The 19,249-nt window shown below is 40.8% G+C and carries 18 protein-coding genes; 8 read left to right on the top strand and 10 right to left on the bottom strand.

The features are described 5' to 3' along the window. Positions 1 to 37: 37 nt before the first annotated feature. The 6 genes from HYU69_02000 to HYU69_01975 form a co-directional block, all read right to left on the bottom strand. Complete coding sequence (locus tag HYU69_02000; protein MBI2269110.1) at positions 38 to 247, bottom strand: hypothetical protein; 210 nt, start codon at positions 245 to 247, stop codon at positions 38 to 40. A 1-nt stretch (position 248) separates the two neighbouring features. Beyond that, positions 249 to 1,613 carry a GIY-YIG nuclease family protein gene (locus HYU69_01995; GenBank protein ID MBI2269109.1) on the bottom strand — a complete coding sequence of 455 codons (1,365 nt, stop codon included), beginning with the start codon at positions 1,611 to 1,613 and terminating at the stop codon, positions 249 to 251. A gap of 260 nt (positions 1,614 to 1,873) precedes the next feature. Next, positions 1,874 to 2,638, bottom strand: a complete 765-nt coding sequence (locus tag HYU69_01990) for a LexA family transcriptional regulator (GenBank protein ID MBI2269108.1) — start codon at positions 2,636 to 2,638, stop codon at positions 1,874 to 1,876. A gap of 104 nt (positions 2,639 to 2,742) precedes the next feature. Continuing rightward, on the bottom strand, positions 2,743 to 4,581 hold the full coding sequence (gene glmS / locus HYU69_01985) for a glutamine--fructose-6-phosphate transaminase (isomerizing) (protein MBI2269107.1): 1,839 nt from the start codon (positions 4,579 to 4,581) through the stop codon (positions 2,743 to 2,745). Positions 4,582 to 4,584: 3 nt separating this feature from the next. Further along, a complete protein-coding gene (locus HYU69_01980; protein ID MBI2269106.1) occupies positions 4,585 to 5,961 on the bottom strand; it encodes a DUF4270 domain-containing protein in 1,377 nt (458 codons plus the stop codon). Positions 5,962 to 6,142: 181 nt separating this feature from the next. Continuing rightward, positions 6,143 to 6,967: a glycogen/starch synthase gene (locus HYU69_01975; protein ID MBI2269105.1), complete on the bottom strand. Its 825-nt coding sequence runs from the start codon at positions 6,965 to 6,967 to the stop codon at positions 6,143 to 6,145. A gap of 280 nt (positions 6,968 to 7,247) precedes the next feature. Here HYU69_01975 and HYU69_01970 point away from each other — a divergent pair, with 280 nt between their 5' ends. From HYU69_01970 to HYU69_01935, 8 genes are all read left to right on the top strand, one after another. Beyond that, positions 7,248 to 8,258: a pantoate--beta-alanine ligase gene (locus tag HYU69_01970; GenBank protein ID MBI2269104.1), complete on the top strand. Its 1,011-nt coding sequence runs from the start codon at positions 7,248 to 7,250 to the stop codon at positions 8,256 to 8,258. 52 nt (positions 8,259 to 8,310) lie between these two features. Continuing rightward, positions 8,311 to 8,664 carry an aspartate 1-decarboxylase gene (locus HYU69_01965; protein ID MBI2269103.1) on the top strand — a complete coding sequence of 118 codons (354 nt, stop codon included), beginning with the start codon at positions 8,311 to 8,313 and terminating at the stop codon, positions 8,662 to 8,664. A gap of 1 nt (position 8,665) precedes the next feature. After that, positions 8,666 to 9,697 carry a flippase-like domain-containing protein gene (locus HYU69_01960; protein ID MBI2269102.1) on the top strand — a complete coding sequence of 344 codons (1,032 nt, stop codon included), beginning with the start codon at positions 8,666 to 8,668 and terminating at the stop codon, positions 9,695 to 9,697. Between the two features lie 76 nt (positions 9,698 to 9,773). Beyond that, positions 9,774 to 10,268, top strand: a complete 495-nt coding sequence (gene rfaE2 / locus HYU69_01955; GenBank protein ID MBI2269101.1) for a D-glycero-beta-D-manno-heptose 1-phosphate adenylyltransferase — start codon at positions 9,774 to 9,776, stop codon at positions 10,266 to 10,268. A 115-nt stretch (positions 10,269 to 10,383) separates the two neighbouring features. Next, positions 10,384 to 10,668, top strand: coding sequence for a hypothetical protein (locus HYU69_01950; protein ID MBI2269100.1), 285 nt, complete (start codon positions 10,384 to 10,386; stop codon positions 10,666 to 10,668). Next, a complete protein-coding gene (locus HYU69_01945) occupies positions 10,623 to 11,255 on the top strand; it encodes a nucleotidyl transferase AbiEii/AbiGii toxin family protein (protein MBI2269099.1) in 633 nt (210 codons plus the stop codon). Before HYU69_01950 ends, HYU69_01945 begins: the two co-directional genes overlap by 46 nt. 45 nt (positions 11,256 to 11,300) lie before the next feature. Then, the gene (radA, locus tag HYU69_01940) at positions 11,301 to 12,728 is read left to right on the top strand and encodes a DNA repair protein RadA (protein MBI2269098.1); all 1,428 of its coding nucleotides are present in this window, start codon (positions 11,301 to 11,303) and stop codon (positions 12,726 to 12,728) included. Positions 12,729 to 12,890: 162 nt separating this feature from the next. Then, on the top strand, positions 12,891 to 14,843 hold the full coding sequence (locus HYU69_01935) for a KUP/HAK/KT family potassium transporter (GenBank protein MBI2269097.1): 1,953 nt from the start codon (positions 12,891 to 12,893) through the stop codon (positions 14,841 to 14,843). 49 nt (positions 14,844 to 14,892) lie between these two features. Here the strand turns inward: HYU69_01935 and HYU69_01930 are convergent, their stop codons facing one another. The 4 genes from HYU69_01930 to HYU69_01915 all read right to left on the bottom strand — a co-directional run bounded on the left by HYU69_01930 (position 14,893) and on the right by HYU69_01915 (position 19,243). Further along, positions 14,893 to 16,476, bottom strand: coding sequence for a tetratricopeptide repeat protein (locus tag HYU69_01930; protein MBI2269096.1), 1,584 nt, complete (start codon positions 16,474 to 16,476; stop codon positions 14,893 to 14,895). A gap of 102 nt (positions 16,477 to 16,578) precedes the next feature. After that, complete coding sequence (locus HYU69_01925; GenBank protein MBI2269095.1) at positions 16,579 to 17,436, bottom strand: substrate-binding domain-containing protein; 858 nt, start codon at positions 17,434 to 17,436, stop codon at positions 16,579 to 16,581. A 341-nt stretch (positions 17,437 to 17,777) separates the two neighbouring features. Continuing rightward, on the bottom strand, positions 17,778 to 18,596 hold the full coding sequence (locus HYU69_01920) for an energy transducer TonB (protein ID MBI2269094.1): 819 nt from the start codon (positions 18,594 to 18,596) through the stop codon (positions 17,778 to 17,780). Positions 18,597 to 18,607: 11 nt separating this feature from the next. After that, a complete protein-coding gene (locus tag HYU69_01915) occupies positions 18,608 to 19,243 on the bottom strand; it encodes a biopolymer transporter ExbD (protein MBI2269093.1) in 636 nt (211 codons plus the stop codon). Positions 19,244 to 19,249: the final 6 nt, after the last annotated feature.

Raw genomic sequence — 19,249 nt, 5'->3', positions numbered from 1 at the left:
TACACCTGCAAAACAGGCGATGTAGTTTTCCGGTAACTCATCTGTCCATCAACAGAAGTTTTTTCATCTCCTTCTTCATGTGACTGAATGCCTTTCCGATAACAACAGAATAAGATCTGTCAATAAAGGTTTCCACAACTTTTGTTCTCTTACTTATTACGGTTAAATAAAAATTACTATCCTCGTCCATATCGAGGGATATAGTGTACAGCTGAAGTATATTTTTGAGTTTGCTGGTGTTTTTCATTTTAACACTTAATCTTCTTGATTTTTCTATTCATGTAAAATGATTTGATGATTTGATGCGCATCTCTGTTATCGGGATATTTTGTAATGTACCTTTCAAGCATTTCAATCTCCGAAACACTTTCGCTTTTATCAATATAACCGAACCCAATGTATTTTCCATTCCGAACCTGAACAATGGAATTTTCATTTACAGTTCTTCCCTTGTCGAACATAAAAAAGGAACGGTTATTTAAACCTGCTGATTCAATAGCCTGAATAACCCGCTTGTTATATGTTTCAGGAGATTCCTGGTTTATACATGCTCCATTGCATTGTTTTAACCGGTAATTAAAACACGCGGCCTGTGAGTCATACAGACCGGAGAGTTTCTGGCAAAGGGTGTATTCATTCACCAATTCATGTAAATAATCCTTAGCGGCATCGTGTGTAGTGAAAGAGGCAATTGGTGAAGATTCATTTGTGACTTTAATTACCCTTAAGTTTTTATACCCATTCAGATCATCAAATGCTTCAATGCCATAATTAAATGCGGAACGCCGTTTGGCATGGTTAAACAAAGGCTTGTGTATTTTTATTTCGTTCGACTCTAACAACAAGGCAACCAACTCGCTGCCGGTAACAGTAAAATCAACATTCACAATGCTGTTCATTAAGTTAATGGCTTTTTTACTCGTACTGTTCCTGAAATGCGACAAGGCGCGCTGGCGCATATTATTACTTTTGCCTATATAAATAATATCTCCTTTATCGTTGTAGAAATAATACACGCCTGTTTCTTCCGGCAATTTTTCAATGAGCGCGTTGCTTTTGGCAAAAGACACTTTACGGGTCAATTGCTCAATTCCGAAATTTTTGTATTGGGGATGTTCGTTCTTTACCCGAAGTAGCAGTTCAAACAATTCGGTTGTGGCAATGGCATCACCCTCAGCTCTGTGCCGTGCTTTATTTCCAATATTTAACTCATCGCACAAATTACCTAAACTGTATGAACGTTTGCCGGGCAATAATTTACGGCTTAGCTGTACTGTACATAATTTTGGTAGTGCAAAATCATATCCCAGACTTTTGTATTCCTGCCGGATAAACCCATAATCAAATCCCACATTATGCGCGACAAATATTTTATCCTTTGTAAACTCAATAAGTTGTTTGGCAATATCGTAGAACCTGGGCGCATCGGCCACCATTTCGTTGCTGATGCCGGTAAGGCGTGTAATATGATACGGAATCTTTACTTCTGGGTTAATGAGTGTTGTAAATTTATCCACCACACTTAAACCATCGTGTATGATGACTGCAATTTCGGTGATGCGGCTGGCGGTGTAGGAACCGCCGGTGGTTTCTATGTCGATGATGGCGAACACTATTCAGGGTTTGATGGAAAAAATTTATACGATATCGAAATTATCTGGTGGCTTTGAAATCGCTTATTCTAAAAAATCCCACACTTACTTTTCTTGCTTGATCAAGAAAAGTAACAAAAGAAATCAAGACAAAACGATTCCTCCACACAAAGCTACGCGGCATCGCGTTTTGTCGCTTCCAACGCTCACGTAACAATATATTTTTTCTGAATATAGAAGAAGGTCATATTATGTAAAGATCTTTTGTTTTTACAATTTTCCTACTTTTTTATACTCGCCAGCTCCACCTTCATACTCCGGAGCATGGTCATTATACTATTCATATTCAGTTCGTCGGGTTTGCTGTCGGATAAATTAAGACAGCAGGTAAACTCCCATACTTCAAGCACATCGTGCAAATGAACGGGGTAAGGCTGGTAAAGCGGGTTATCAGAATGTAATATTAATGTGCCGTCCTTTTTTATATTATTGAATACACGCTTGTACACAATGCCATCGTGCTTTGTGAGCAATACGTATGTCCGGGCGTTCTTAATGTCTTTTAATGATTCAACATATTTGCCTACTACATATGAGCCATCTTTTAACGGAGGCATGGAATCGCCTTTGATGGAAAAGGCCCTGTGCTTTCCTACAGGAATAAAAGGGAGATTCATTTTAGGCAAACTTTCGAAATACTCAGGATCCGCATACCCATTCAGGTAGCCGGCCGCGGCCCTCGCGGGCACAACTTCTATCAGATCGTTGCCTTCTTTGTCTAAATAAATTGGAAATAACGTCCGATTGTTTTCAATTTCCATTAACGTGTTAAGCTGGGTCTTTGTAAGATCAACTTTTACCATCGCGTCGATGGCCACATGAAAATAGACGGATAATTTAATGAGCATTTCTATGCTCGGCTCGCTTCTGCCCTCTTCGTACGATCCTAACCTGGACCGTGTGATCTTTAATTCGTCGGCAAGCTGCTCTTGCGACATATTTTCAAGGGCCCTCAGGTGTCTGATGTTCTTTGCTATTTTTGACATTGCTACAAATTTTAGCACTAATGTACTACAAATGATGGCAATTTCAAAATCTGCAATAAAGCTCTCCCCCTATATTTACGCTATTTTTTCGACCGCTCCTCTTGCTACTCTACGGTAACCGACTTCGCCAGATTCCTTGGCTGGTCAACATTACAGCCGCGCATTACAGCAACGTGGTAGGATAATAGCTGCAATGGGACTACAGAAATTAGCGGCACCAATATTTCATCCGTTTCCGGTATCTCAATGGTAAAATCAGCCAAGCCCTTTACAACAATGTCTCCCTCGGTAACAACTGAAATGATTTTTCCTTTCCGCGCTTTCACTTCCTGTATGTTACTCACCACCTTTTCATAAGAGGCGCCCTTCGTGGCAATAACCACCACTGGCATTTCCTGATCGATGAGAGCGATCGGGCCATGCTTCATTTCAGCGGCTGGATAACCTTCGGCATGTATATATGATATCTCCTTGAGCTTCAGGGCACCTTCCAATGCAACCGGGAAAGTATATCCGCGGCCCAGGTAAAGGAAATTGCGTGATTCTTTGTAAATATCAGCTATGTATTTTACCTGTTCGTTTGTCTTTAATACTTTTTCAACCTTTTCAGGAATTGCCTCCAGTTCATTCAATAACTGGTGGAAGCGGGATTCAGAAATACTTCCTTTTTTTCGTGCTATACTTAATGCCATAAGTGTAAGCACCGTGACCTGCGCGGTAAACGCTTTTGTTGATGCCACTCCTATTTCAGGTCCCGCGTGGGTATATGACCCCGCATGTGTAGTGCGCGGAATGGTTGATCCTACAACATTACAAACTCCTATAATGGTTGCGCCTTTTGATTTTGCCAATTCAATGACCGCGAGCGTATCCGCTGTTTCGCCCGATTGCGATATAGCGATCACTACATCGTCTTCATATATGATCGGGTTGCGATAACGAAACTCCGACGCGTATTCCACTTCAACCGGAATTCTCGCGAGATCTTCGAAAAGATATTCCGCTACGAGTCCCGCGTGCCAGGATGTTCCGCATGCTACAATAATTATACGCTTGGCATTCACAAATTTCTGTTCGTAATCCGCAATGCCGCCAAGGTTAACAATTCCCTTATCCGAACTTAAGCGCCCACGCATACTATCCTTTATAGAACGCGGTTGCTCATAAATTTCTTTCATCATAAAGTGATCAAACCCGCCCTTTTCCAACGCTTCCAGTTGTATCTGCAATTCCTGCACATACGGCGTTACCGCTTTATTTTTGATCGTTTTTATTTTCAACTCCCCGCTGCGCGGCACAAAAGCGATCTCTTCATCCTCGAGGTACACTACGTTTTTTGTATACTCAACAATTGGCGTGGCATCCGAAGCGAGAAAAAACTCATCTCTGCCGATACCGATCACAAGCGGACTTCCTTTTTTAGCCGCGATCAATTCATCGGGATTTGTTTTTGAAAGCACTACTATTGCGTAAGCCCCCACCACCTGGTTTAATGCTACGCGCACCGCGTCGCCAAGTTTAAGTTTATCTGTTTGTTGTATATCCTCAATAAGATGAACAAGTACCTCTGTATCGGTATCACTTGTAAATGTATGTCCGCGCTTTTTAAGTTGTTCTTTTAATGGTGCATAGTTCTCAATGATCCCATTGTGTATCATTACCATGCTTTTGCTTTCTGAATAATGCGGATGGGCATTGGCATCGTTTGGCTCACCGTGTGTAGCCCAGCGTGTATGACCTATTCCAATAGTGCCTGTCTTTACTTTGCCTTCCGTGAATTTTTCAAGGTCACTTACTTTGCCTTTACATTTGTATACATTCAGGCTGCCGTTAAGCAATGCCACTCCCGAGCTATCGTATCCACGGTACTCGAGACGATGAAGACCCTTTATTAATATTGGGTAGGCTTCCTTTTTTCCGATATATGCTACTATGCCACACATGATTTAATATAGTTTGGTATAGGTTAAACGAAATTTTAATTTGTTTGATACTTTACCCGAACCGTAAAGAACTGTACGGCCAGCGTTAACTGCGCCGCCTGCGGCAAGTAAATAAAATCCATGATCTGTTTTCCTGCCGTCTAAAATAGATTGAACGTGTCTTGCGATATTGAATCTGTATTCCTGTGTAGTGGCATTATACTCTCCGCCATAAGCGGATGCCAGCTCATAAAAATCGATCGGAAAATCAAACTTGCCGGGAACTGAGTCAATTGCAACCAGGAAAAGTTTCGGATGCGCGTTGTAATCGGTTGAAACGGTCGAGCCATCAACTTTAAAAACAACTTCTGCTTTATTAACAGCAATTGGACCTTTGCTTGTCCAGTTTTTTAAATACGGCAGCATTAACATGGTACGTATGCCTGCAGCAGATTGTATATATATATAATCGGTGTCGTTAATACCATTGTTTATCCTTGCATCAACCGCGGTTGAAGTGTAATCATGCTGAAAATTGTTAAAATAGGCGGTAGTTCCATTTATCTCGAAGGAATAATTAAGAGTGTCGCCGGCAGCAGGGCTGCTTATATGACGCCGGTAGTATAATGTAAGTTTTGTATATGTGCCATGCGGATCAAAATAGAACACAGCTCCCTCTCCCGAAGCCTGCGTTGCATTGGAAGGTGCAACATATATCCCTTTAAAGAAATTATGAAATGCGGTATTATCGGCCAGGTTAGCGGTTCCGGATTGCATGAGTATTCCGGCCGCAAAAGCGCTGTCAAGTTTAATACGCAGGTGAGGCAATACTTTTACACCTTTAAGCAGCACATTGCTGTCGGGAAAAAGACTAAGTTTTTGAGAACCGATCAGGCTGCTGTATGATAACATCCGGTTTGAATAATATGTACTATCAACTGTAAGCCCCTGGGTAAGTTCATACACATTGATCGTCTGTTGATCCGCAGACGATCCGTATAATTTGCGGCCATCTGTGCTGGTTGTACGATATTGCAGAGTGAGCACAGCTGAATCCAGCACCAGCTCGGAAGCGGGGCCAATGCCATTAGTAAAATCAATGTTGTTTGAATTATTAAAAATATTCAATTGAGTAAAGAAGGAACAGGATGTTTTACCAAAAACAGGATCAACATAGCTTCCCAAAAATAACAATGAAGAATTATTGGTCTTCACCGAATCATCTTTCTGCACATAACTTAATACCGTGGAAGTATCTTTGAATTCAGAAGAGATCAGATCAGTTACAGGCTGAACATCAAGCCCGATCTTCCCCTCCTTTTTACATGAATAGATGCCGGCGCAGGTTAAAAAAAACAGTGTTATAAAACGTATCAAATTATTGTTGGTATATGCGTTCATCCCCGGATTTTCAATGCCAGACAAAAATACTAATAAAACTCCGACATAACCCCTGACAGGGTTTTGAAACCCTGTCAGGGGTTATGTCGGAGTTTTTAAAAACAATTGTCCCGCGTGGGCGGGACAATTGTAACGGTTATTTTGTCTTTTTACCTGTCTGCCGGTAGGCATGGCTTTTTGTTCATGCCATGGCAAACTCTTCTGCCAGTACCTGCTCATAAAAATCATTGTAAGCATCTATATAATCCGCAGGTGAATGATAATCAAGCATAGGTTTATCCGCTTTTTTGATGTATTTTTCAACATCAGAAGATATTTTCGGACTTGCTTTGATCACAGCATCTGAATATTGCACCGCTAATTTATTGATATTGGCAAATGACGGAACTTTAGCAGCATCCAGGTCATTTTTACCAATTCCCTCAAAAGCAGCTTTTTTAGTGAAATCTTTATGCAAGGCTGTTGGAAACTCATCATCATATACCGAGTAAACTACCTTGGTGTTTTCGAACATCGGATCCTCCGCATATGACTTTTTAAGATACACCGGCAATAAGCTTGTCATCCAACCATGACAATGTACAATGTCGGGTGACCAGCCTAATTTTTTAATGGTTTCAATGACCCCACGGCAAAAGAAAATAGCACGCTCGTCATTATCATCAAAGAAATGTCCCTTTTTATCCTGAAAAACAGCTTTACGTTGAAAATAGTCTTCATTATCAATAAAATAAACCTGCATGCGGGCCGATTGAATAGAAGCTACCTTTATTATAAGCGGATGGTCAGCATCATTAATGATCAGGTTCATCCCTGAAAGGCGGATCACTTCATGCAATTGGTTCCTGCGTTCATTAATAGAGCCAAACCGGGGCATAAATGTACGAATCTCTCTGCCACGCTCCTGTATGCCTTGAGGCAATTGGCGGGAAAGAGTTCCCATTGGTGTTGGTTCTAAATAAGGCGTGATCTCCTGTGATACAAATAAAATTTTGGCTTTTTTCATGGTATGTATATTGAGTGAGTACGTTGATATTAAAGGAAAACAAAGGTACTAAATATTAACAAGATTATCAACATTAACCTAATGTTTAAGGCTCTTTGTCTTGAAAAAACAGAAGTTTATCGTTACGTTCTTTATATGTTATTGATTGCTAAGTAGCTATACAACGGGGCTGTACCATAAAAATTGCTTTTGTAGAACATTTTAACCAGAAGTGGGTCTGTATTATCGAACTATTCCGGTAGCCTGTAACAATTAATAATTACTTTTAACCCGATTTTAAGTGATACCAATGCTTGTTTTTGAGAAAAAAACCGATCTGGAGAGGCACCTGACCGAGCAGCGTAAAAAAGGTCATACTATTGGCTTTGTTCCAACCATGGGAGCCTTACATAAAGGTCATATTTCCCTTATTGAACGCTCAAAGGCCGAAAATGATGTGACGGTTTGCAGCATTTTTGTTAATCCAACCCAGTTCAATGATAAAAGTGATCTGGAAAAATACCCGAGACCAATTGAAGCAGATAAAGTACTTCTTGAAAAAACAGGCTGTGATGTATTGTTTGTTCCAGGGGAAAAGGAAATATACCCGGAAGGCGGAGAGACAAGGGACGTGAAGAAAGAGACGAGGGACGAAGGGCGAAAGGTGAGAGAGGGAATTGGTAATACGGATATGGGAATTGTTGGTACTACTGTCCAAAACCTGCCCGCCGACACACAGTTTCAGCGCCGGCAAACCAGTCTCAAATCTGACAATCGGTATTTACAGGTAAACTTAGGCGACCTCGATAAAGTAATGGAAGGCACCCGCCGGCCCGGTCATTTTGAAGGAGTGATACAGGTTGTAAGCAAACTGCTTGATATTGTTAACCCCGACAGGGCCTATTTCGGACAAAAAGATTTTCAGCAACAAACCATCATTAAGGAAATGGTCCGGCAGCTTAATTATGGGGTACAAATTGTTACCTGCCCGATTGTCCGTGAGCCGGACGGACTTGCTATGAGCTCACGCAACATTCGTTTAACCCCTTCTGAACGGGCAGTAGCCTGCATTATTTCGCAGACATTGTTTACCGTACAGAAATTAGCCGATAAATTATCTGTTGATGAACTTACCATGCTTGTTGAAAGTGAGATCGCTGAAAGCTCACTTACAGAACTGGAATATTTTCAAATAGCGGATGCCAGAACATTGCAACCTGTGCTTAACCTGGATAAAGCCGAAAGTGCAGTGGCTTGTATTGCGGTAAGAGTAGGCCAGGTGAGGCTGATCGATAATGTTATTTTAAAATAAATTCTGCTCTCTCACTTCTTACTTCTTATTTAATACTTAGTTTTGTTGTGCTATGAAGATAGATATATTAAAATCAAAGATACACCGTGTAACTGTTACAGAGGCTGATCTGAACTACATTGGCAGTGTTACTATTGACGAGGACCTGATGGATGCCGCTAACCTGATCGAGAATGAACAGGTACATGTGTTGAACTATAATAACGGCGAACGCTTTATTACTTATGTAATAAAAGGCAAGCGCGGGTCGGGCATTATTTGTCTGAACGGACCGGCGGCCCTAAAGGTATCATTGGGCCACCACGTGATCATACTTTCGTATGCATCAATGGATTTTGAAGAAGCAAAACAATTCAGACCAACTGTAGTTTTCCCGGATCCACAAACCAACAAACTAAAGAAATAAATTGTCAGCCCGTTTAAAATCAAGCATTAAGTTTATTGTTTTCCTTGGCGTTGGTGTGCTGTTAATGTATTTCGCGTTCCGCAATGTCGATCTGACGCAAATGTTTAACGACATGAAAGAAGCGCACTACGGATGGGTGATGTTTTCACTGTTGTTCTCATTGGTTGCGCACATGAGCCGGGCATACAGGTGGGGAATGCTCATTGAGCCATTGCACGTACGCCCTAAATTCAGTAATTTGTTTTATTCGTTGTGTCTGGGTTATTTTGCCAACATGGCATTCCCACGTTTAGGTGAAGTTACACGCTGCACTGCTCTGTATGAAGTGGAAGAAACGTCTATCGATTCATTATTCGGCACTGTCATTGCTGAGCGGGTAATCGACCTCATCAGTTTAATATTCCTCATCATTTTAACACTTGCCATCAACTTTAGCCTGTTCGGTAATTTTTTCATGACACTGTTCCGCGATAAACTTTCATTCGTGTCACATATCTCCTCCGCTTTTATTTTTATAACAGCTATTGTGGCATTTTCGATCATTGTAATATTATACACCATGCGAAAACGCATCGCTAAAATACCGCTTATCGGTAAAGTGGTTTCTTTTTTAAAAGGGATTGGCGATGGTCTGCAATCGGTATTGAAATTAAAAAAGTGGAAAGCATTTTTATTTCATTCCGTACTAATATGGTTCCTGTATTTTGTTGCAGGCTACTTTAGCTTTTTCTCTGTTCCCGAAACAACGGACCTCGGATTTTCGGCCGCGCTGTTTATTTTAGTGCTGGGCGGAATAGGGATGTCGGCACCGGTACAGGGAGGTATCGGCGCTTATCATTTCCTCGTTGCCGGCGGACTGGCCTTGTACGGGATTATTCCTCATCCCGACCCGATAACAGGAAAAGAGATCAGTAAAGGTTTGATGTATGCTACAATTGTTCACTCATCGCAAATGCTGTTGATCCTGGTATTGGGATCTGTTTCAATTCTAATGTTGAATATTGAAAAGAGGAAACAGTTGAAGGTTGGTTAAGAAAAGGTTTCAGGTTTCAAGTTGGCGGTTTAACCAAACTCAACCTGAAACCTGAAACCCGAAATCAAAACAAAAAATGCAAAAGCTTGAAGTAATAAAGAACCGCATACTAACCCGTGAATCATTAGGGCCGGCATTGGCACATCACAGATTGAAAAGCAGGAAAATTGTTTTCACTAATGGCTGCTTTGATCTGTTACACCTCGGCCATATTGATTATTTAAGCAAAGCCGCTGATTGCGGAAATATATTGATCGTTGGCGTTAACAGCGACAGCTCAGTGCAACTGTTAAACAAAGGAGCCAACCGTCCAATTCAGGATCAGACATCGCGTGCAACAATAATTGCAGCCTTACATTTTGTGGATATAGTATGTGTGTTTGACGAAGAAACTCCTTATGAATTAATAAAACTGATACAACCAGATGTATTGGTTAAAGGCGCCGATTACAAAGTGAACCAAATTGCAGGGCACGATATAGTGCTTGCAAATGGCGGAGAAGTGAAACTGATCGAGCTGGTGAAAGGGTATTCTACAAGTGCGATTGAGAAGAAGATAAAGGGAGGGTGAATGATTTCTTAATCCCAAATTAATTTAGAATTTGTAAAGGGCGTTTTGTAAGGAATAGTCATTCCATATACGGGACAAGAATAAAAGTGGGAATAACTCGTAACTTTACACTACAATGCAATTCAGAAAACACCTTTTTTGGGATACAGACATAAAGAATATTGATTACAAGCAGCATGCGCGCTATATAATTGAACGTGTTTTTATGTGTGGCAGCATTGAGGACATTAATACAATTTTAAATTATTATGGTGAGGAAAAAGTGAAAAATGAATTGAAACAGTGCAGGGAGTTCGATAAGAAAACCTTGAATTTTGTAAGTGTACTTTTTAATATTCCTTTAAAAGACTTCAGATGTTATACTATTCATCAGTCGACAAGCCTGCCCTGGAATTATTGAAAGAACTTAGTGGACGGAAAGACTTTTCCACATTTTCTTTAGCCGGCGGAACGTCTTTAGCCTTGCAAATAGGTCACAGAATATCCTACGATCTTGATTTTTTTTCAACACAACCATTTAATCCTGATGCCATTTCCCTTCAATTAAACGACTTTAAAAACAAAAAATATTTCTCGCAATCACAAAATATACTTCAACTTTTTGTAAATGATGTCAAACTTGATTTTGTTTATCATCCCTATAAACTGATTGCACCAGTTGCTCTACAGGATAATCTGCGGCTCTTTTCAATTGAGGATATTGCTGCCATGAAACTTTCTGCAATAACCGGAAGGGGGGCAAAAAGAGATTTTTATGACTTATTTTTTTTATTACAACTGTTCGATTTTAAAACAATAACAGGGTTTTATAAAGAAAAATATCCGGATGTAGAGCTGACATTGCTATACAAGAGTCTTTTATACTTTGATGATGCAGATCTGCAATCTGATCCCATATTAATAAAAGAAAAAATCACTTGGACTGAAGTGAAAAACAGGATCGGCAAAACGATTCAGGATTTTTTAAGAAATCAAATACACCCTTGAGCTGTGAACAAACTTACTTATTGGCCAACTCCCAACTAATTTAAAATGGCCAAAACCAAAACAACATATTTCTGTCAGAACTGCGGGGCGCAATCACCCAAGTGGGTCGGGCGTTGTCCTTCCTGTAATGAGTGGAACACGTTTGTGGAAGAAGTGATACAAAGAGGTGATGAAACAAAAACTCCCGGCATTGTAAGTACAAGCACACAACGTTCACAAAAGCCGCAATTGGTGAGTGAAATAAGTATCGGCACAGAGCATCGCATTCCTTTAGGCGATAAAGAACTGGATAGGGCATTGGGCGGAGGACTTGTTCCAGGATCATTAATATTATTTGGCGGTGAACCCGGCATTGGTAAATCAACATTAATGCTGCAGTTGGCACTTAATTTAAAAAGGTTGAAAGTGTTATATATATCCGGCGAAGAAAGCGAACAGCAGATACGGATGAGAGCAGAACGCATCGGACTGAATAATGCGAACCTGCCTGCCGAAGCTGGCACACTGAGCGGAGTCGAAGTGTCAGCGAAAGCAGGTTGCTACATTCTCACAGAAACCTCCACGCAAAATATTTTTAAACAAATTGAAATTCTCGAACCGCAGGTATTGATCATTGATTCGATACAAACATTACACTCGGCGCACATTGAATCATCGCCCGGCAGTGTGTCGCAGATACGAGAGTGCGCGGGCGAAATACTCCGTTACGCGAAAGAAAGCAATACTCCTGTTTTCCTGATCGGACATATTACAAAAGACGGCAGCCTGGCAGGCCCGAAAGTATTGGAACACATGGTTGATACCGTTTTACAGTTTGAAGGGGATCGCAACCATGTTTACCGTTTGCTGCGCACTATTAAAAACCGGTTTGGTTCAACCAACGAATTAGGTATTTATGAAATGCAGGGCGATGGCCTGCGGGAAGTAAGCAACCCCTCCGAAATACTCATCACCAACCGCGACGAACAAGTGAGCGGCGTGGCTATTGCTGCCACTATGGAAGGTATGCGGCCGATGCTTATTGAAACACAGGCCTTGGTAAGTTCTGCTGCGTATGGCACACCGCAGCGCTCCTCCACCGGGTTTGATCTGCGAAGGTTATCAATGCTGCTCGCCGTACTTGAAAAGCGCTGCGGCTTTCGCCTTGGCGCGAAAGATGTATTTTTAAATTTAGCAGGAGGCATACGTGTTGAAGATCCGGCCATTGACCTGGCAGTAGTTTGCGCTGTGTTATCATCCAATGCGGACATTCCAATTCCCGCTAAAATTTGTTTCGCGGCTGAAGTTGGATTGTCAGGCGAAATTCGTCCCGTAAGTAGGGTAGATCAGCGTATATCTGAAGCCGAAAAATTGGGATTCGAACAAATCTTCATATCGAAATACAACAAAAAAGGTCTCGATTTTAAAAAATATGGCATCAAAATAATTATGGTGGGTAAGATGGAAGAGGTATTTGGCTTGTTATTTGGGTAAGAAAGAGACCAAGAATGAGTGAAAGCGACAAGTGAAGTTATGAAGGTTCAAAAAATCAGCGTTTTCAACATATTTCTCCCCATTTAACTGTAAACATTTTTCACTCGAAAACATTTTTCCAACTGGTATATTTCATAGTTTTGTATTCTCATTTCCGCTCTTGTGCCGCACGATAATAACACCCACAGTAAAGTAACCGCAGCCGGACTTCTTGTAACGTTAGGGATCATCTACGGAGATATTGGCACATCGCCATTATACGTACTTAAAGCAATAGTTGGCGATCTCCCGATAAACAAAGATGTGATCATGGGAGGTATCTCCTGCATCTTTTGGACACTTACACTTCAAACTACCTTAAAATATGTAGTACTTACGCTTAAAGCCGATAACAAAGGTGAGGGTGGGATTTTTTCTTTGTATACCCTCGTACGCAAAACAAAAGTGAAATGGCTTATGTTCACTGCGGTAATTGGCGGAAGCGCTTTGCTTGCCGATGGAATTATTACCCCTCCCATTTCAGTTGCTTCAGCTATTGAAGGATTGCGTGTTATTAAACCCGACATTCAAACAGTACCGATCGTGATTGCGATCATTACCGCCCTGTTTATGCTCCAGCAATTCGGGACAAAGTTTGTAGGCCGCTTTTTTGGGCCGGTAATGTTAGCCTGGTTCTCCATGCTTGCCATTCTTGGCGTTTATCAATTAACCGAAGGCATAGAAGTACTTAAAGCGATCAGTCCGCATTATGGATATAATTTACTGGTGAAACACCCGGGGGGATTTTGGTTATTGGGGGCAATATTTCTTTGCACAACAGGTGCCGAAGCATTATACTCCGATCTTGGCCATTGTGGGAAAAAAAACATACGCACAAGCTGGATATTTGTGAAAACGTGCTTGCTGCTTAATTACTTCGGACAGGGAGCATGGCTCATTAATCACAGCGGCGAAACATTGACTGCGTTTGCAGGAGGAAACCCGTTTTATTCTATTATGCCGGATTGGTTCCTGTACGCAGGTATTAGCATCGCAACTGCCGCCACTGTGGTAGCCAGCCAAGCAATGATAAGCGGTTCATTTACACTTATAAACGAAGCTGTCCGGCTTAATTTCTGGCCTAAGGTGCGGATCAGCTATCCGACTATTCTAAAAGGGCAATTATATATTCCTTCCATAAATTGGATGTTGTGGGCCGGCTGTGTATTTGTAGTATGGCATTTCAGAGAATCTTCAAATATGGAAGCGGCCTATGGTTTGGCAATAATACTTACAATGCTAATGAGTACAACTTTGCTGGTATATTTTTTACGCATTAAACATTATCCGACTGTATTGATCATTTTGCTTTTTATTATTTATGTATTCATTGAAACATCCTTTTTGATCGCGAATCTTAACAAGTTTGAACATGGAGGATGGCTGACATTACTGATCGCTTCTGTACTCATGGTTACAATGCTTATCTGGTACCAGGCGCGTAAGATCCGTAACAGATATGTAGAATTTGTTAAAATGGCCGATTATGCGGATACCATAGCTGAACTAAGTAAGGACATGACCATTCCTAAATATGCTACCCACCTGGTATACCTTACCAGTGCTGATATGCAGGATGAGATCGAGTCGAAGATCATTTATTCCATTCTCCAAAAACAACCCAAGCGTGCCGACATCTATTGGTTTATACATGTGGATGTTGTAGATGAACCTTACAGGATGGAATATAAGGTGAATGAAATTATTCACGACGACGTTATCCGCATTGATTTTAAGCTGGGCTTCCGTGTTGCTCCACGCATTAACCTCATGTTTCGCAAAGTAGTTCAGGATATGGTAAAAAACCACGAGGTTGATATTACCAGCCGATACGAATCACTTAATAAACAAAATGTGATCGGCGACTTCCGCTTTATTGTTATCGAAAAAATTCTCGCATACGAAAATGAATTGCCGTTCTACGAAAAGATCATTCTTGATATATACTCTGTAATGAAACACTTGGGGCTATCGGAAGAAAAGGCTTTTGGCCTTGATACCAGCTCTGTTTCGATCGAAACAATTCCAATGGTTATTGCACCGGTGAGAGATCTTAGTTTGAAAAGGGTTTCTTGAGTTTATTATTAAGTGGGGGGATGATCACATCTCTAATTTCTCTACTCTTTTATTTCAAATTCGGATCAGCCAGTGCCTTCTTGGCTTTTACGTTCGTAGGATCGATCTCTTTTAATTTATTCCAGCTTTCTTTAGCTTTCGGGTAATCTTTTTTCAGCATATTGTAATAACCAAGATATTCATAGGCTTCAATAAGATCTTTTTTATTTTTTTCCACATCGGCTCCGACTTTCTCAATATATTTTTCATAATGTGGAGCGGCTAATCCTTTTTTTGAATCAAGGTCGAACTGGCTTTCGCAACGTGCCCTCCACAAATGCCCAACCGGCAAATTGGGCTGCAGGCGCGTAAGTTGCGCAAAAGCAGAATCACCTTTCACATAATCTTTACTGAAGTAATATGCACGACCAAGTCCATAGTAATCATTAGCTCCACCGATCTTGTCTTTTGATGCCTCGATCTTTTTATCATAATACATAATGGCACAAGGGTAGTTTTTTTGTTTCAGGCAGCCACTTGCAATGTCAGAGTACAGATCTGTTTTCGTGCTGTCCATTTGAATGGCTTTAAGCAAGCTGATGGTACCCAGTGAATCTTTTCCGGCTTTAACCTGGTTCTTCCCCAGGTATTCATAATCAGAAGCCAGCATTTTTTTACCAACCGCATTGGCTTTGATAAAAAATTTATTCATGTTCATCATGCCATTTACATAATCGCCTGTTTCGTAAAGGGAATAGCCCAATAAACGATACATGTTTATATCCGTTGTGTCCTTCTTTTGAATGGCATTAATTTCCTCAACAGCTTCTTTGTATTTTTTACTTACAAACTTGAACGAAGCATGCCGGATACGGGCGCTGATGTTATCATTCAACTTCAGGTATTTCTCATAATCAGCAGTTGCGCGCTCAGCCTGGCCGGCTCTAAAACGCAACTCGGCGCGCTCACGGAATGCCGGAGCAAAAGTGGAATCGATCGCTATAGCTTTGTTATAATAATCAAGCGCGAGATTGTAATTTTTAGCACGGCTGTATAATTTTCCTTCACGCAAAATAGCTTTGGTAAATTTTTTATCAATGTTCAACGCCTTTTCATAATTTGCTATAGCCATATTTCCATCGTTCTGCTCCAGGTAAGCATCACCGATCAATGTATATATTTCGGGGTTTTTAGGCTCTAATACTGAAGCCTGGTTAAGGAGGGTAATGGCCTCCGGAATTTTTTTCACATCCGCATTAATATAAACATCGGCAAGTTCCATCAGCACAGGTGCGCTTTTTGATTGCGAAATTGTTTTGGCTTTAAAAAAATTAGCGTCCGCATCAGTGCGATTTCCCTGCGCCTGTTGTATCTTACCCAGGCCAACATAATTAATGGCGTTATTAGGATTTACCTCTATCCCCTTTTGGTATTTCTCTTTGGCTTTGTCAAATAAGTCGTTTTTGAAATAGTTTTCGCCATAGTAATAGAAATAATTCCCATTAGTGGGCTCGGCTATGACAAGATTTTCAAATACTTTATTAGCGCTTTCAAACTGTTCGTTCTCTGTCATGCGGATTGCTTCATTAAGAGTTTGAGCATTCAAAACAGAACAATATACAATGAAATAAATAAATCCCAGAATTGTTTTCATAAGCTTTTCTAAATCAGTTTTTACAAATTTAATCTTTTGTTTCTATTTTCCCTCTCCTTCGGAGAGGGGTGCGCATGCCTGTGTGAAAGCAGGGTGAGGCTTTTAATGTATCTCCACCATCCGCGTCGGAGCAATTGATGGAACAAGTCCCATTTTTAATATAATACGCTGCCCCTTCTCTCCTGCCACAAATGATACAAACCCCATGCCAAGCCCGGCCCTGGTTTGGCGATTGATCATATAAACATCCCTGCAAAAGGGATAATCCTTCGTTTTTATATAAGCCTGGTAAGGCTTATAGTATTTTTCGGTGTTTCCGGCTTTGCTAATGCCCAACACCTTGATCTTCTTTAAAAAACCAATAGTTGTGCTATCATCTTTGTCACTTATCCAATTTACACTTACAACACCTATCGCGTTCTTGTTGTTATTTACATATTCGATCACTTCTGCATTCGACTTAACCGCGTATGCATTTTTAGGCAGCTGCGCCTGCTTTGAAAAGTTTGCAATGTACCTTGCGTTGGCCGAATTAGGATTGTCAAAAATTATTCTTATTCCACCAGTGGTTGATTTTTCATTTACCTGCTTCCATGTTGTATCAATACCTGCCATTATCCGGGCAATTTCTTCAAACTTAATGTTCGTATCAGGGTTTTCGGTGTTAACTACAAAAGCAATAGCATCCTCGGCAATCTTTGTTTCAATTGGAAAAATATTCTTCGCCCCGAAATTCTTTTTTTCTTCTTCCTTCAGCGGCCTGTTGATCACCGCTACTTTGGCCGAGTCGTTCATGAGCGCGATTATCGCATCATCTTCAGGAAGATACCTAGCATGCACTTTTGCATTCACATAAAGTGACTGAAAAGTGTGAATTTCAGTATCAAACAACAATGTATATGATTCATCAATTACAATATTTACATCCCCCGAAGTAGCTGTATCGGTCGGCTCCTTCATGCCGGGAGGGTTTATGCAAGAAGCCAGGCAAGTAAGAAATAAGAAGTAAGAAGGCCGAAGGAAAGGGGCGGGGATTCTCATCATGAATGCGCTTGATGTTGATTTAATTTCCTAATACGCTGTATTGTCAGAATAATACGAAAACCGGCATAAATAATAAATACTATCCCCAGCAAGATGCGGTTATCAGAAACTATATTTAAGAACAGGGTAGAAAAAATAAGGATGAGTCCGATGCCGATATAGACAGCTATCATGAAAAAACTAAAGTATAGAAGGATCTTATTCAAGGATATAAAAATTGTGTCATCCGGAACGGATAAGGATGCCAATGACCGGGATTACTTTAAAACAAACTTAATAGGCAGGTTAAACTGAACTGACACTTCTCGTCCGTTTTGTTTGCCCGATTTCCAGGGTGGCATCATTTTAACCACGCGCAAAGCTTCTTTTTCAAGGTTGGGGCCGCCAGCTACTCCACGCAGGGTTTTTACATCATTAATGTTTCCCGCTTTATCCACTACAAACGTTACATAAACTGTTCCCGATATACCATTCTCTTTTTCAATCTGCGGGTACTGCATATTCTTATTAATGAACTTGTACATTTCAGCCATCCCTCCGGGGAACTCCGGCATCTGTTCAACAACGGTGAATACTTCCTCTGCAACCGCCTCTACAACACCAGTGCCTTTTTCGTCGGGAATAATAATGTCACCATCCGTACCTTCCTGTGTTACCGTGCTGACCTGTACTTCAGTCTCTTGCGGCGGCGGCGGATCGTCCACTACTTCTTCATCAACAACCACAGGTGGGGTGAACTTTACCGTTTCCATTACAGGTGGCGGTGGCGGTGGCGGTGGCGGTGGCTCTGTTTCATCAATTGGAGGAGGAGCTGTGAGATCAACCGGTGTAATATCAACCGGCACAACAACTTCCTGCGATGTATTTTTGATCAGTTCAATAATTTTGGGAGTTATTGCAATAAGCAAAATAGCTGTGCAGGTAGATAAAAGCGCAAGTACCAATACCCTGTTATATTCTCTGCGGATCTGGTAGGCTCCGTATTCCTTGTTCCGGCTTTCGAATACAATTTCGTTCCTTACAGAGGAAACTACATTGTCCCATTTATTAAATAATGTGCTATCGTGCTGAGCCATCTTAAATATATTTAATTAGCCGCCTTTATTAATTCCAGTTCCGCGGGCATAAGATCAACAACCGCGTATTTACCTACCTGGGTAATATTTAATTCATCTATCAGGTCGATCATATTTTTGTAGGTCGCCTTATCGTCTGCTTTTAGAAGAACAGTTAAGGCTGCCTTTTTACTCTTTTCATCCCTTGCCATGCGCTTATACGTAGTATCGGCAATTTCTTTCTTTTTAAATTTATCCTCCAGTTTTTCTAATGCTTCTCGGGTTGGTTTATTTTTTTCAAGTAACACTTTCCTCACCCCGTCTTTAGAGAAATCTGTTTTTATTAAAGTTGTTACTGGTTTCCCCTTTGGATTATCTTTTGGATAAAATTCATCTGTGTAATAATAAACTTTATTGTCGTCCGTCATTAAAAAGGTCAGTGCATTATTTATTTTCATGAGATCCTTTTTGTCTTTTGGATCCGCCGGAAAATTAATTTCCATTGTTTTGGCCTTATTGAAAGTAGAGGTAAGTACGAAGAAAGTTAAAAGCAGGAAGGCCAAATCAACCATCGGAGTCATGTCGATCCGTGTTGACATTTTTTTGGCTCTTTTCTTCTCATGTTTACCATGACCGCCACCACCATCGCCTGTATTTACTTCTGCCATTTTTTA

This window comes from Bacteroidota bacterium, from assembly GCA_016183775.1.
Classification (GTDB): domain Bacteria; phylum Bacteroidota; class Bacteroidia; order JABDFU01; family JABDFU01; genus JABDFU01.
This window is presented reverse-complemented; position numbering and strand designations above follow the sequence as displayed.